This is a genomic window from Streptomyces sp. NPDC032472, from assembly GCF_040636955.1.
In the GTDB taxonomy this organism is placed as follows: Bacteria; Actinomycetota; Actinomycetes; order Streptomycetales; family Streptomycetaceae; genus Streptomyces.
The window spans coordinates 74542-88373 of sequence record NZ_JBEZVK010000012.1 but is presented as its reverse complement, the minus strand read 5'-3'; the positions used below and the strand labels follow the sequence as shown (position 1 = coordinate 88373).

Below are 13832 nucleotides of genomic sequence, written 5' to 3'. Positions count from 1 at the left end.
GGGGGCTTCCTCATTTCCCCACGCCGTTCCCTACGACCATTCCTGGCCGGTGAGCCGCTCGTAGGCCTCGATGTACTTGGCGCTGGTCTGCTCGACGACCTCCTGCGGCAGGGCCGGCGGCGGCAGTTCGCCCTTCCTGTCCCAGCCGGACTCCGGGGAGGACAGCCAGTTGCGGACGAACTGCTTGTCGAAGGAGGGCTGCGTACGGCCCGGCTCCCACTGGTCGGCCGGCCAGAAGCGGGAGGAGTCCGGGGTCAGCACCTCGTCGGCGGCGACCAGCGTGCCGTCCGCGTCGAAACCGAACTCGAACTTGGTGTCGGCGAGGATGATGCCCCGCTCGCGCGCGATGTCCCGGGCCCGCCCGTAGACGGCCAGGGTGGTCTGGCGCAGCATCGCCGCGGTCTCGGCGCCGGTGGTCCGGGCGACCTCCTCGTACGAGACGTTCTCGTCGTGCTCGCCGACCTCGGCCTTGGCGGCCGGGGTGAAGATCGGCGCGGGCAGCTCGGAGCCGTCGACGAGCCCCTCGGGCAGGGCGAGTCCGCACACCGTCCGGGTCTGCTCGTACTCGGCGAGGCCCGAGCCGGTCAGGTAGCCGCGGGCCACGCACTCGACGGGGACCATCTTCAGGTTCTTGCAGACCAGGGTGCGGCCGGCCCAGTCGGCGGGGGCGCCCTCGGGGAGCTCCGTCCCGATCACGTGGTTCGGTACGAGGTCCGCGAGCTGGTCGAACCACCACAGCGAGAGCTGCGTCAGGACGCGGCCCTTGTCCGGGATCTCGGTGGGCAGCACCCAGTCGAAGGCGGACATCCGGTCGCTGGCGACCATGACGAGGTTGCCGTCCCCGTCGCGGTAGAGGTCGCGCACCTTGCCGGTGTGGAGGTGGACGAGGCCGGGAACCTGAACCGGCTCGGGCTTTTCGACGAATCCGGACACGGGGTCTCCCTGTGGTTCTGTACGAGCGCAGCCCCATTGTCCCGTACGGCCCACCCGACACCTACGACGGGGCTGCTCAGTCCCTCTTACAGATCCGGTCGAGGAGGTTGGCGGTGGCCCGCTGGACCCGCTCGTCGACGTGCCCCGGGCGGTCCAGGGCCGGGGACCAGGCGAAGGTGCCGGAGGCGAAGACCAGGGCCCCGCTGGGCGCCCGGTACAGGGAGGTCTCCTGGTGCCGCTTGGCGCCGTCGCCGTCCCGGTACGGGGAGTGGGCCAGCAGGATCCGCTCCCGGTGCTCGGGGAGCTGGGTGCGCGGGAAGTACCGGTCGGCCTCGCCGGCCACCAGGCCGGGCAGTTCGTCGTTCTCGACGGCGCCGGTGGACTCCCAGAGCCAGTGGTCGGCATTGCGCACGATCAGGGGCGCGGGCTCGGGGACCCGCCCCGCGTACTGGATGCCGAGCAGCTGCTGCTCCGGGCGGTCGACCTCGCGCCACAGGGCGGGCCGGCCGGGCCCGCGGCGTTTTCGGCAGGTCAGCAGCCGGTCCTCGACCCCCGAAGGCGAGGGGGCCAGCTCGACCTGCCAGTACATCGTGTTGGCGGACAGGAAGACCAGCGAGGTGCCGTGGTCCCGGGCCCGCTCCACCGTCCGGCGCATCGCGGCCGACCAGTACTCGTCGTGCCCGGGGAAGACGAGCCCCCGGTACCGCGTCGGGTCGACGCGGCCGGCGTGCAGGTCGCGGGTGTCGGCATAGGCGATGTCGTAGCCGTACCGCTCGGCCCACCGGATGAAGTCGTACGCATGCCCCACGTGCAGCGGCAGCCCGGCCCCGGCATAGGGCCGGTCGAAGGAGACGGTCACCGCGGCGTCCTGCTCGCCCAGCAGCCGACCGTCCTCGTCCCAGGCGTGGTAGAGGCTGGCGCCGGTCCGGCCGTCCTCCGGGTACAGGTTGTAGGCCTGCCAGGTGATGTCCGGCAGCAGCAACAACAGGTCGGCCGGGTGGTCATCGCGCACGGTGAAGGGGATGTGCGAGCGGTACCCGTCCGCCGTGGTCAGCACGGCCACGTACGCGCCCAGGTTCCAGTACGTCGGCACCTGCAGCCGCCAGGACAGCCACCAGTGGTGGCAGGACACGGTGCGGTCGGCGGTCAGCGGCGCCGGCTGGACGATGCCGGACAGCCGCGGACTCGTGGTGATCTTCGACGCGCCGTCACCGCCGTAATGGCCGATCCGGTAGACGTCCACGGAGAACTGCTGGGGCGGATCCACGGTGACGTGGAAGTCGATGGCCTCGCCGGGGGCCACGGCCCCGGTGGAGGTGAAGCCCTTGATCTGCCGGTGCACGTCGTCGGCGGTCCGCGGGCCTCCGCCGGAGCCGCGCGGCGCCCGGCCGGGGGCCACGGACGGGTCCAGGTACCAGGGCACGACATGCCCGGTGTCGTCGAAGTACACCTCGCTGCCGCGGAACCACGGCAGCGGCCCCTGCCCGAAGGGATCGTTCACCGCATGGGCGAGTGCCCCTGACTCCCATCGCCGAATCTGGTCCGTGCCCATTTCCGCGCCCCTCCCTCGCTCCCCCGAACGGTCTCGTCTCCGGCGCGGCTGCGGCCGCGGCCGATCCCAGCACATCACATAACGCACTCATTCCGTCACCGTTCGCCACAACCGGCCGACCGCCCCCGCCCGCGGGCGGAGGCGCACGGCGGTCGCGGGCGCGCGCTGCAGGGGCGCGGCGGGGGAGGCGGGCGGCAGCAGCAGCCGGAGGCAGGGGCGGATGGGATGCAGGGGGCGGAGGGTCGGGAGCCTCAGACCAGTCGGATCGGCTTCTCGGGACGGACCCCGAGCTCCGTCAGCCAGTCCCGCAGCGGCCCCGGATCCCCGTCCTCGACGAGGCTCAGCACCCGCGGCGCCAGATCCGAGCGCCGCTCGCCGCCGACCAGCAGCACGGGGCCGTCGAGCCAGTCCAGGCCCGGCCCGGCGCCGATGCAGTCCACGGCCGCGCAGCACACCATCGCCGTCACGTGGTCGGCCAGCAGGTCCCGGCCGCTGCGCGGCGGCTGCAGCGGGAACAGCGGCAGGGCATCCACCCCCCGCGCCCCGCAGCCGGCCCGCCCGGCCGCGCCGCCAGCCGTAGTACCGCTGCCGGAACGGGAACGTTCCTCCCGGGCCAGGTCCCCGCTCAGCCGTCCGGCCAGCGCCTCTGCGGCCCCGCCGTCACCGCCGGCGTCCGCGAGGTGGCCCAGCACCCGGTCCAGCGTGGGCCCGGCTCCCGGCGGCACGGCGAGGGCGTCCAGCGCCCCGTGCAGACGGGCGGCCTCCGCCCGCCAGGTACGGTCGACGACCTCCTCGGGATACGCCGCCCAGTCCACCGGCGCCCAGTCCGGCCCGGATTCGGCCGGTCCGCCGTGGAAGAGCCGCGCCGCGAGCAGCGAGGTCGCCCGGTCGACGTCCCCCGGCCGCTCCAGCAGATCGCACGCGGGCCGCTCGCCGAGCCGCGAGGAGAACCCGTCGGCCAGCCGGTCCCGCCGGGACAGCTCGGTCAGCGCCGAGACGACCCCGGCGTCGAGGTGCGAGGGCCAGCGGCCCATCCGCCAGGCGGGCAGCGCGACCCGCGTCAGCAGCCGGTCCCAGCCCGCGTACGCGAGGCCGACCTGCTCCTGGGCGACGATCCGCACCCCGTAGTCCACGCGCTGCGCCCGCTCCGAGGCGGCCGCGGCGACCCCGCGCTCCATCTCGGCGGCGTCCGTCCGGCACAGTCGCAGCAGCAGCCGCGCCGGCCGGCCGATCCAGCCGAGGCCGGGCCGGCTGCCCACGTCCGCCGCGGCGTCCAGCCCGCGGAGGAAGCCCCGGGCATCGGCTATGTCGGGGTGCGCCGAGGGCCCGGTACCGGCGACGACCGGCGCAAGCACGGCCCGCAGCTCGGCCACCCTCATCCACCACAGGAACGGCGACCCGATCACCAGTACGGGAGCCGCCCCGGGCTCGGCCTCGGGACCGACGGCTATGGGACGGAGGGGACGGTCGGGACTGCCGGGACGGGCTGGCCGGTCGGAGCCGCCGGAGCGGCCGGGGGCCCCGGAGCGCTCCCCGGACGACCGCCGGCCCCGCCGGTGCGCCGCATGCGTCCGGTCCTCCAGCCAGCTGTCGCAGTCCGGTGTGAGGGCTATCGCCGACGGCGCGGGCACCTCCATCCGGTCCGCCAGATCCCGCACCAGCCGGTACAAATCCGGCGCCTCCACCTCGGACAGCGGCACCGTCGGCGTCAGCGCGGGCCCCGCCCGCACCACCACCGCGGCGAAGACCCCGCCGACGAGCAGCACCACCGCGGCCACGACGCACACGACGACGGTCACCAGCGGCCAGGGATCCCCGGCCAGCCGCCCCGTCATCCGGGCGCTCACCAGCACCACCGCGAGCGCGGCGGGCAGCAGGCCGACGGCCAGCGCCCTGCTGCGGACCCGCAGCACGGCCAGGGCCCGGGAGCGCGCGGACGGCGCGCCCCCTTCCAGATACGAACCGGTTCCGGACACGGCCGGACCTCACCCCCTCTGCCCTGCGGCGGTTTTGCTCACTCCCCCACTGTGACACCCGCCACTGACATCGCAATGCCGGTGGGCCAAGTGCCGGAATGCTTGCGCCGCACCCTAGTTGGGCAGCGCCCGGCAGTCAGCCGGACCACAGGACGATCACCCGATGGAATGGCTTTGGGTAAAGCTGGCTGCGTTCGAACGCGGCCGGATGCACTCGCACACGCACGTACGCGCACTCCCACGCCCCCGCCGCACCCGCACATGCGCGCGGGCCCGGCGCGCACGTGGATGCGCACCGGGCCCGCGTCGGCTTCCGCTCCGGAAGCCCCTGCCGCTCAGCGTCCGGCGGCCGCCTCGGCCGCCTTGGCCGCGATGTCCGTCCGGTGCTGCGACCCCTCCAGCCGGATCCGGTCGACGGCCTTGTACGCCTTCGCCCGGGCCTGCGCCAGGTCGGAACCGGTCGCCGTCACCGACAGCACGCGCCCGCCCGCGCTGACGACCGCGTCGCCCTCGCGCCGGGTCCCGGCGTGCAGCACGTACACGTCGGGCCCGTCCTGGGCCACGGCCTCGTCCAGACCCTCGATCGGGTCGCCGGTCCGCGGGGTGCCCGGGTAGTTGTGGGAGGCGATGACCACGGTGACGGCCGCGTCCTCGCGCCAGCTGAGCGGCGGCTCGGCGTCCAGGGTGCCGTTGGCGGCGTGCAGCAGCACCCGCGCCAGCGGGGTGCGCAGCCGGGCCAGCACGACCTGGGTCTCGGGGTCGCCGAAGCGGGCGTTGAACTCGATGACGCGCACGCCGCGCGAGGTGATCGCGAGACCGGCGTAGAGCAGGCCGGAGAACGGGGTGCCACGGCGGCGCAGCTCGTCCACGGTCGGCTGGAGCACCGTCTCCAGGACCTCGTCGACCAGCTTGGGGTCGGCCCAGGGCAGCGGCGAGTACGCGCCCATGCCGCCGGTGTTGGGGCCCTCGTCGCCGTCGAGCGCGCGCTTGAAGTCCTGCGCCGGCTGGAGCGGCAGGACGGTGACGCCGTCGGTGATGGCGAACAGCGAGACCTCGGGACCGTCGAGGTACTCCTCGATGACGACCCGGTCGCAGGCCAGCGCGTGGGCGCGGGCCGCCTCCAGGTCCTCGGTGACGACGACGCCCTTGCCGGCCGCCAGGCCGTCGTCCTTGACCACGTACGGGGCGCCGAAGGCGTCGAGGGCCTCGTCCACCTCCTGCGGGGTGGTGCACACGTAGCTGCGGGCGGTCGGGACGCCGGCCGCGGCCATCACGTCCTTGGCGAACGCCTTGGAGCCCTCCAGCTGCGCCGCCTCGCCCGAGGGGCCGAAGACGGGGATGCCGGCGGCGCGCACGGCGTCGGCGACGCCGGCGACCAGGGGCGCTTCGGGACCGACGACGACCAGGTCGGCGCCGAGCTCGGTGGCGAGGCCGGCCACGGCCGCGCCGTCGAGGGCGTCGACCGGGCGCAGCTCCGCCACCTCGGCGATGCCGGCGTTGCCGGGAGCGCAGTACAGCGCGTTGACGTCGGGGTCGAGGGACAGAGAGCGGCACAGGGCGTGTTCGCGGGCGCCGCCGCCGATGACGAGGACCTTCACGCCATGCAGCCTAGCCCGCTCGCCGGGCAGCCCTTCGTGCGGCCACCCAAAAGCACCCCTCTATTCGTTCGTATATTCCTCTACAACGGTGGCTCCGAGCTCGCGCACGATGAGGTCGTGTCCGGTCAGGGCGCTCTCGACGAGGTCGGGGTCGTCCGCCTCCGCCACGTCGTCCTCGGGCGCCACCGGCGGCGGTGCCTGCGGTACGGGCGGCTGCGGCGCGGCGGCGGACTGCGACGGCCGGTACGGCTGCTGCGGGGCGGCCGGAGGCTGCTGCACCGGGGCGGGCGCGGGGGCCGGCGCGGCCGGGGGCGGGGTGTAGGCGGGGGCCGCGGGGGCGGCTGGGGCGCCGTACGAGGGAGCGGACGCACCGTACGCGGCCTGCGGAGCCGACGGCGATCCTCCGCCGCCGACCACGGCGTCGATCTTCCAGTTGACCTGGAACTGCTCGGCCAGAACGGCCTTGAGCACGTCCTCACTGCCGCTGCTCGCGAAGTTGTCGCGGGCTCCGGCGTTGGGGAAGCCGAGCTGCAGGGTCGTCCCGTCGAAGCCGGTGACCTGGGCGTTCTGGCTGAGCAGGATCCAGGTGAACCGGCGGCGGTTCTTGACGGCCTCGAGGATGCCGGGCCACATCGCCTGCACCTGCCCGGCACCGGCGGCCATGCCCGGGGAGGGCGCGGCGGCGGCCGGCGGGGCGGGGGCCGCGGCGGCGGGCGCGGGCGCCCGGTCGGCGGGTGCGGGAGCCGGGGCCGGGGCGGGCGCCCCCTGCCCGGGCGTGGCCGCGCTGGGCCAGGCCCCCCGCACCCCGGTCCCGGGCTGCGCGGCCCCGGGCCAGGCGCCGGGCGCGGGCGCGGAAGCCGCAGCGGGAGCCGGAGCCGGAGCCGGAGCCGGAGGCTGGACAGCGGCCGGCGGGGCCACGGGAGCCGCCTGCGGGGCCGGGGCCGGAGCCTGGGCCTGGGCCGACGGGGCGGCCGGCGCCATGGCATGCGCCTCGGGCCCGGGCACGTACCCCATGGCGGGCGGCGCCGCGGCCGGGACGGCAGCGGACGGCAGAGCAGCGGCAGCCGGCGGCCCGCTCCGCTCGAGGCGGTCGAGCCGGGCCTGGAAGGACCGCTCGTCGTCGAAGGCGGCGGGCAGCAGCACCCGGGCGCAGATCAGCTCCAGCTGGAGCCGCGGCGAGGTGGCGCCCCGCATCTCGGTGAGCCCGGCGTTGACCAGGTCGGCGGCGCGGCTCAGCTCGGCGGCCCCGAACACCGAGGCCTGGGCCTGCATCCGCTCCACCACATCGGCGGGGGCGTCGATGAGCCCCTTCTCCGCGGCGTCCGGCACGGCGGCCAGGATCACCAGGTCGCGCAGGCGCTCCAGCAGGTCGGCGACGAAGCGGCGCGGATCGTTGCCGCCCTCGACCACCCGGTCGACGACCTCGAAGGCGGCGGCCCCGTCCCCGGCGGCGAACGCGTCCACGACGGAGTCGAGCAGCGAGCCGTCCGTGTAGCCGAGCAGCGAGGTGGCCATGGCGTACGTCACACCCTCGTCGGCGGCGCCGGCGAGCAGCTGGTCCATGACGGACATGGAGTCACGCACCGACCCGGCGCCGGCCCGCACCACGAGCGGCAGCACGCCGTCCTCGACCTTGGCGCCCTCGCGGCCGCAGACCTCGCCGAGGTAGTCGCGCAGGGTGCCGGGCGGCACGAGCCGGAAGGGGTAGTGGTGCGTCCTGGACCGGATGGTCCCGATGACCTTCTCGGGCTCGGTGGTGGCGAAGATGAACTTGAGGTGCTCCGGAGGCTCCTCGACCACCTTCAGCAGGGCGTTGAAGCCCGCCGAGGTGACCATGTGGGCCTCGTCGATGATGTAGATCTTGTAGCGGCTCGACGCGGGCCCGAAGAAGGCCTTCTCGCGCAGGTCGCGGGCGTCGTCCACACCACCGTGCGAGGCGGCGTCGATCTCGATCACGTCGATCGAGCCCGGCCCGTTCCTGGCGAGGTCCCGGCAGGACTGGCACGCGCCGCAGGGGTCGGGAGTGGGACCCTGCTCACAGTTGAGACAGCGGGCCAGGATGCGCGCGCTGGTCGTCTTCCCGCACCCGCGCGGCCCGCTGAACAGGTACGCGTGATTGACCCGGTTGTTCCGCAGGGCCTGCATCAGCGGGACAGTGACATGCTCCTGCCCGATGACCTCGGCGAACGACTCGGGGCGATAGCGGCGGTACAGCGCAAGGGACGACACGTCTACGAGGTTATCCGGGCCCACCGACAAAGGCGGCCCTCGTCCCCCGGAGCGACTGTCCCCCCGGATCCCGCCCGTCCGCCCCCGGAACGCAAAGCGCCCCTCACGCACCCGCCAGAGCCCACTTACCCTTGCTGCCTTCCGGCCCTGGGGGAGTTGGGTGAGATAGCGCCACGTGAGGGGCTAGCCCCACCCTAGCGGATGGAGCCCCCGGGTATCGAGTTCGCAAGCACCCCTCATCGTCTTGTATTGTTCGTCGCGGAGGATTCGCCTAGAGGCCTAGGGCGCACGCTTGGAAAGCGTGTTGGGGGCAACCCCTCACGAGTTCGAATCTCGTATCCTCCGCCAGCTCGAAGGGCCGGACCGCGCAAGCGGTCCGGCCCTTCGGCGTTTCCCCGTCTCAGTTTCCGTTCAGCGGCCTTCTTCAGCAGCGGCCCGGTGACGTGCACGTACCGGGCCCGCATCCGAGCGACCCCTCCCGGATCCCACCCCGTGATCGCGTCGACCACGACGTCCGGGACGCCGAGCAGGAGCAGCACGGTCGCAGCGTGTGACGCGCGTCATGGAGCCTGCCGTCCCGGACCCGGCATCCCTGATGAGGGCGTTCAGGTCAGCAGCTGAACCTAGCGGACACGGGAGACGAGCTCCTCGACCTTCGCTCCGAGGATCGCATCGTCTTGATCGTCCATCCATCGCACGACAGCTACCGGCAGGCCCAGCGTCTGCAGTTCCCTGAGCCGTCGGTCGAGTTGGTGCGGTAGAGGCCGGTTCGTGACCAGCAGGAAGCCGTCGATCGGATCTCTTCGAATGCTGTTGACCGCCACGACTGCCTGGACCTCGGTGCGGAGCCGGGAGCCGGACAGGACGCTTCGCCCTGCCTTGACCTGTACCCCGATCCGGGCGGTAGGGGTCTGTACGAGGATGTCGATGCCAAGGTCGTCTGGGCCACCCACACGGCGCGTGTCGGGGTAGACCCTCTCAAGGCGGTCGGCCACTTCGCGCTCATAGACGGCAGCAGAGACCTGGGCCACGACTGGATCGTCTGTGGATCTTGGATCGATGGCACTCAGAACCTGCAAGGCCTGTCGAGCGTCCTGCGGTTCCTCTTGCTCGATCGTCGTTGCGAGGCTGCGCCTACGGCGCGTCATCAGCAGCTCGTAGTCCTGATAGCGAGCCCGCGTGAGCGGTGACCCGTTGATCGCCATGACCAGAAGAACGGCACCCACCAGGAGGAGCGCGACGGAGCCCGCCTGGTTACCGGTCGCGAAAACAGCGACAACCCCCGCTCCGGCAAGAGAACACCCCGCCAGCGATGCGCCCAAGCGCTCCCAACGGGACAAGGGCAGGGCGTCCGGTTCCGGCAGCTCTGGTATTTCCTCAGCGTTCGACACGCGCGGCAGCCTAGTTCGCACGCCGGCTCTCCGGCGGTCCTTCGTCGTTCCGTGCAGTCGGGACCGCGACGCTGCGGCAGTGGACCAAGGGCGGCGCTCGCGCCCCACAAGCCGCTGCTCTTCCTCTACGCCCTCAGCCGGTTTCAGCAGGATGCCGACGGCGAGCTGGTCTACAGCGCGGTGGAGGAGGAGCTGGAGCGGCTGCCGGCCGAGTACGGGCCGCCCAACAGGACGACGCCCGCCCACCCCTTCCCCTACCTGGTCAGCGACGGGGTGTGGGAGGTGCACACCGACCGGGGGCCCGGGCAGTCCCGGAAGCGCGGTGCGGGAGCTGCGGGCGGCCGGGGCAGCCGGGCGTCCACCCCGTCGCGAGGGACCACCGCTCTTGGCACACCGGTCAGCTCTTCCGGGGCACCCCGCGCCCCGGTGTAGATCTTCCCCGTCGCCTGGCGGTCCCCGTACTCCCACGGGTTGAGCCGTCGGGAGTCTGCTGAGGTCGTCCTGTTACCGGGCCCAGGGCAGGGGGCGGGTGCCTTCCGTGTCCGGGACGCTTGCAACGCCGTCCGCGCGCATCGCCACGTGGGCCTCGGCGGGCTCCGGGGCGTGGATGCGGCGCAGGACGTCCGGCGGGAGGACGAAGGTGGAGCCCGCCGGGATCTTCTCGGTGCGGCCGCCGGAGGTGACCTCCAGGGCGCCGGCGGTCACCGTCCAGACCTGTTCGCGATTGACGCGGTGTTCGGGGCCGGTCTGCCCCGTGTCCATGGAGACGGTCCAGGTGCTGAGTTCCGCGCTGCCGCGGCTGGGGGCGGCCAGGCCGGTCATACGGGCGTTCGGGGACTCGGTGACGTGCTCGGGGGCGGGTGTGATCACGCGCAGGGCGGGCTCCTCGGCGCGTGGGGCGGGTTCGGTCCGGGCGGGGGTGGTCCACTCCACGAGCTGGACGACGATGCCGTTCGGGTCGGTCAGCTGGAAGAGGCGCTCGCCCCAGGGTTCTTCGCGCAGCGGCAGCGTGACGGGGGCGCCGGCCTCGCGCAGGCGCCGCTCCTCGGCTTCGAGGCCGCTGACGGTGAGCGCGAGGATCAGGCCGCCTGCATGCCGGTCGCGCTGCTCGGGCGGGAGGACCTCGGTGCCGCGGCGCAGGAGGACCACGTCGGCGGCTGGGTCGGCGGCGCCGCGGGTCAGGCTCGCGAAGCCGTCCGCGGCCACGGTGACCTCGTAGCCGAGGAAGGTCCGGAAGAACGCGGTGGAGGCGTCCACATCGTCGACGGTCAGGGAGAGGGTCGAGGTGGTGACGTTCACGGCGGCGGCTCCTGGGCGGCGAAGGCGGGCGGAGTGAGTGGCGCGTACGAATCTTGCTACGGGTGTAACTTTAGGTTGAGGGTAGTTGGGTGGTCAAGGAGAAATTTGCTACGGCAGTAAGATTTGCGGCATGACCACCGAGCTGGGACTCCGCGAGTCCAAGAAGCAGGAGACCAGGCAGCTGATCTCCGACTGCGCCACGCGGCTCTTCATCGAGCAGGGCTTCGAGCAGACGACCATCGCCGAGGTCGCCGCCGCGGCGCGCGTCGCCAAGAAGACGGTCACGAACTACTTCCCGCGGAAGGAGGACCTGGCCCTCGACCACCACGAGGTGTTCACGCAGAGCCTCGCCGCCGCCCTCGCCGCCCGCGCCCCCGGCGAGGGGCCGCTGGTCGCGCTCGGGCGGGCGTTCCGCGCGACGCTCGTCGAGCACAGCCCGGTCGCGGGGTTCACCGGGCCCGAGTTCGCCCGCATGGTCGCGGACAGCCCCACCCTCAGCGCCCGGCTGCGCGAGCTGCACGACCAGCGCGAGGAGGCGCTCGCCACGGCCCTGGCCTCCATCACCCCGGACACCGCCCCGGCCATCGCCCCCCGGGCCGCGGCCGCCCTGATCGCCGCATCGGACCGGCTGCTGTTCCGCCGCATCCAGGAGCTCACGCTGGCCGGCCACACCAACGCCGAGATCGAAGCCGCCCTCACCCCCGAGGCGAACCACACGTACACCCTCCTGACCGCCGCCCTGGCCGACTACCCGACGGCCGCCATGGCCACGTGATTCCCTGAGCTGCTGGAGGACAAGAGGAACCACCGGCGGTGAACGCAGCGCAGTCCCTGATCGACGCCAGCGCACCGGCGCGTTTCATGCGCGGGAGCGGCGAGCAGTACATAGGCGCGGCGACAGGCGGCTTCACCCGGCCGCGCCGCCGGCGGTGAGGGTCGGGGTGACGTGGGTCAGGAGGAGCGTCAGGAAGCGGTCCGGGTGGCGGAGGGCGGCGAAGTGGCCCGCGTCCGGGATCTCGGCGAAGGCCTTGGCCGGGGCCTGGACGTCCTCCACGTAGCGGCGGGCCAGCGAGGGCGGGGTGAAGGGGTCGGCCTCGCCCTGGAAGACGAAGAACGGCAGGTCGAACTCCGTCCCGTCGGCCCAGTCGTCGAAGGCCGCGGCTTCGGCGAGCAGCGGCTCCGACAGCTTCATGCCGCGGCCCAGGGCGCCGAGTTCGCGCAGGGTGTGCAGCGGTGAGAACCACAGCGACTTCAGCACCACGCTCCGCATGCTCCGGAACGTCAGCGGCTCGGTGGTGGCGGTGATCCGGGAGTGGGCGGCGTGCTGGGCCGTGGTCCAGGTGCGCGGGTCGGCCCCCATCGCCTCCACCTCGGCGAGCTGCTTGCGCTTGCCCGCCGCGCGCAGCCGGGCCAGGAGTCCGGCGCGGGCGCTGTCGTCGCGGCCGGCGGCGTGGATGTTCTGGTCGGTGCCGACGTAGGCCGCGTACAGGCCGGGGTGCCGGCGGGCCAGCCGCAGGCCGACGACGCTGCCGAAGGAGTGCGCCACCAGGACCACCCGGTCGGCGCCGAGGCGGGCGCGGACGTACCGGGTGACCTCGAGGGCGTCCTCGTACAGCCGGTCGAGCGAGATCTCGCCCTGGGCGGCGGCGTCGGAGCGGCCGAGGGTCTTGCCGGTGCCGCGCATGTCCCAGCGGACGACCGTGAAGTGCTCCTCCCAGGCGCGCGTCCGCGGGCCGTGGGCCGCGTGGGAGGCTCCGGGGCCGCCGTGGAGCTCCAGCATCACCGGGTTGGCGGTGTCCTCGCCGCGGATCGAGATCCACTGCTCGATTCCGCCGATGGGGACGAAGCGCTGCTCGTCGATGCCGTTCGGCGAGTCGATGCGCAGCAGGCGGGCGTTGCGGGAGCGGACGACCGCCCGGTGGCCCAGGGCGCCGGCCACGGGGGCGGCGAGGGCAAGGGCGAGGGCGGAGGTGAGGGCGAGGGCGGTGTTCGACATGGCTGGGTCCTCCACTGACCAGGAACTGTGTATGCCATACGCGATTTCGTTTATGTTATACACAGTTTCGGGGTGGCAGGGAAGACCCCGGCGAACGAACCGCCCCGAGGAGGGACCGTGGCCAGGAGTACGGAGAAGAAGCGCGACCCGAAGGCGAGCCTCGCGCTGCTGTGGGGCGAGCAGGAGCAACCCCGGCGCGGCCCGAAGCCCTCACTGACCGCGGGACGGATCGTCGCTGCGGCGATCGCGCTCGCCGACGCCGAAGGGCTGGACGCGGTGTCCATGCAGCGCGTCGCCGCCGAGCTCGAGGTCACCACGATGGCGCTGTACCGCTACGTCCCGAGCAAGACCGACCTCGTCGACCTGATGGTCGACGCCGCCGGCGGCGCCCCGCCGGCCGTGGCCGAGCTGCCCGGCGGCTGGCGCGAGCCGCTGGCCGAGTGGGCCCGGCAGTGCTGGGCGCTCTACCGGCGCCACCCCTGGATCCTCACCGCCACCGCCATGCGCCGCCAGCACATGGGCCCGGGCCAACTGGCCTGGCTCGACGCCGCGCTGGCCGTGCTGGCGCGGACCGGCCTGCCCGCGGCCCGGCAGCACGACACCTTCCTGCTGGTCATCGGGCACATCCGCAGCCTCGCCCAGCAGCTCGTCGACGCCGACGAGGAGGCCGACGGCGAGTGGCAGCGGCTCACCGGCGAGCTCCTCGACCGCCACCGCGACCGCTTCCCCGCCCTGACCGCCGCCATCGCGGCCGGCGCCTTCGCTCCCGCGCAGCCGGACGAGGACCCGCTCGAGTTCGGGCTGCAGCGCATCCTGGACGGCGTCGCCGCACTGGTCGAGCGCGGCTGAGCACCGAGC

The 13832-nt window shown here is 73.5% G+C and carries 10 protein-coding genes, 1 tRNA gene, 1 other RNA gene and 2 pseudogenes; 4 read left to right on the top strand and 10 right to left on the bottom strand.

The annotated features are described in order from the left end of the window. Positions 1–30 precede the first annotated feature (30 nt). The 6 genes from AB0F11_RS10270 to ffs form a co-directional block, all read right to left on the bottom strand. Entirely contained in the window at positions 31–933 is a 903-nt protein-coding gene (locus tag AB0F11_RS10270; protein WP_362170357.1) for a phosphoribosylaminoimidazolesuccinocarboxamide synthase, read from the bottom strand. 76 nt (positions 934–1009) lie between these two features. Further along, positions 1010–2485 (bottom strand): N,N-dimethylformamidase beta subunit family domain-containing protein, encoded by a 1476-nt coding sequence (locus AB0F11_RS10265; RefSeq protein WP_362170355.1) that lies wholly within the window; start codon positions 2483–2485, stop codon positions 1010–1012. 251 nt (positions 2486–2736) lie between these two features. Beyond that, a complete protein-coding gene (locus tag AB0F11_RS10260) occupies positions 2737–4461 on the bottom strand; it encodes a hypothetical protein (protein WP_362170353.1) in 1725 nt (574 codons plus the stop codon). 335 nt (positions 4462–4796) lie between these two features. Continuing rightward, the gene (gene purD / locus AB0F11_RS10255; protein WP_362170351.1) at positions 4797–6059 is read right to left on the bottom strand and encodes a phosphoribosylamine--glycine ligase; all 1263 of its coding nucleotides are present in this window, start codon (positions 6057–6059) and stop codon (positions 4797–4799) included. 60 nt (positions 6060–6119) lie between these two features. Further along, positions 6120–8288: a DNA polymerase III subunit gamma and tau gene (locus AB0F11_RS10250; RefSeq protein ID WP_362170349.1), complete on the bottom strand. Its 2169-nt coding sequence runs from the start codon at positions 8286–8288 to the stop codon at positions 6120–6122. A gap of 89 nt (positions 8289–8377) precedes the next feature. After that, positions 8378–8476, bottom strand: an RNA gene (gene ffs / locus AB0F11_RS10245) — signal recognition particle sRNA small type. 72 nt (positions 8477–8548) lie between these two features. Between ffs and AB0F11_RS10240 the strand changes: the two genes are divergently transcribed. After that, positions 8549–8636, top strand: a tRNA-Ser gene (locus AB0F11_RS10240). 74 nt (positions 8637–8710) lie between these two features. On the opposite strand, the pseudogene AB0F11_RS10235 reads toward AB0F11_RS10240, so the two are convergent. After that, positions 8711–8871, bottom strand: a pseudogene (locus AB0F11_RS10235) (site-specific integrase); the annotation flags it as partial. Positions 8872–8911: 40 nt separating this feature from the next. After that, positions 8912–9679 carry a hypothetical protein gene (locus tag AB0F11_RS10230; protein WP_362170347.1) on the bottom strand — a complete coding sequence of 256 codons (768 nt, stop codon included), beginning with the start codon at positions 9677–9679 and terminating at the stop codon, positions 8912–8914. A 71-nt stretch (positions 9680–9750) separates the two neighbouring features. Here AB0F11_RS10230 and AB0F11_RS10225 point away from each other — a divergent pair. Continuing rightward, positions 9751–10034: pseudogene (locus tag AB0F11_RS10225) on the top strand (restriction endonuclease); the annotation flags it as partial. 149 nt (positions 10035–10183) lie between these two features. Here the strand turns inward: AB0F11_RS10225 and AB0F11_RS10220 are convergent. Continuing rightward, positions 10184–10978, bottom strand: coding sequence for a VOC family protein (locus AB0F11_RS10220; RefSeq protein WP_362170345.1), 795 nt, complete (start codon positions 10976–10978; stop codon positions 10184–10186). A gap of 130 nt (positions 10979–11108) precedes the next feature. On the opposite strand from AB0F11_RS10220, the gene AB0F11_RS10215 reads away from it, so the two are divergent. Continuing rightward, on the top strand, positions 11109–11753 hold the full coding sequence (locus AB0F11_RS10215; protein WP_362170343.1) for a TetR family transcriptional regulator: 645 nt from the start codon (positions 11109–11111) through the stop codon (positions 11751–11753). 132 nt (positions 11754–11885) lie between these two features. On the opposite strand, the gene AB0F11_RS10210 is transcribed toward AB0F11_RS10215, so the two are convergent. Next, a complete protein-coding gene (locus tag AB0F11_RS10210) occupies positions 11886–12974 on the bottom strand; it encodes an alpha/beta hydrolase (protein ID WP_362170342.1) in 1089 nt (362 codons plus the stop codon). A 117-nt stretch (positions 12975–13091) separates the two neighbouring features. Here AB0F11_RS10210 and AB0F11_RS10205 point away from each other — a divergent pair, with 117 nt between their 5' ends. After that, a complete protein-coding gene (locus AB0F11_RS10205; RefSeq protein WP_362170340.1) occupies positions 13092–13823 on the top strand; it encodes a TetR/AcrR family transcriptional regulator in 732 nt (243 codons plus the stop codon). The last annotated feature ends 9 nt before the right edge of the window (positions 13824–13832 follow it).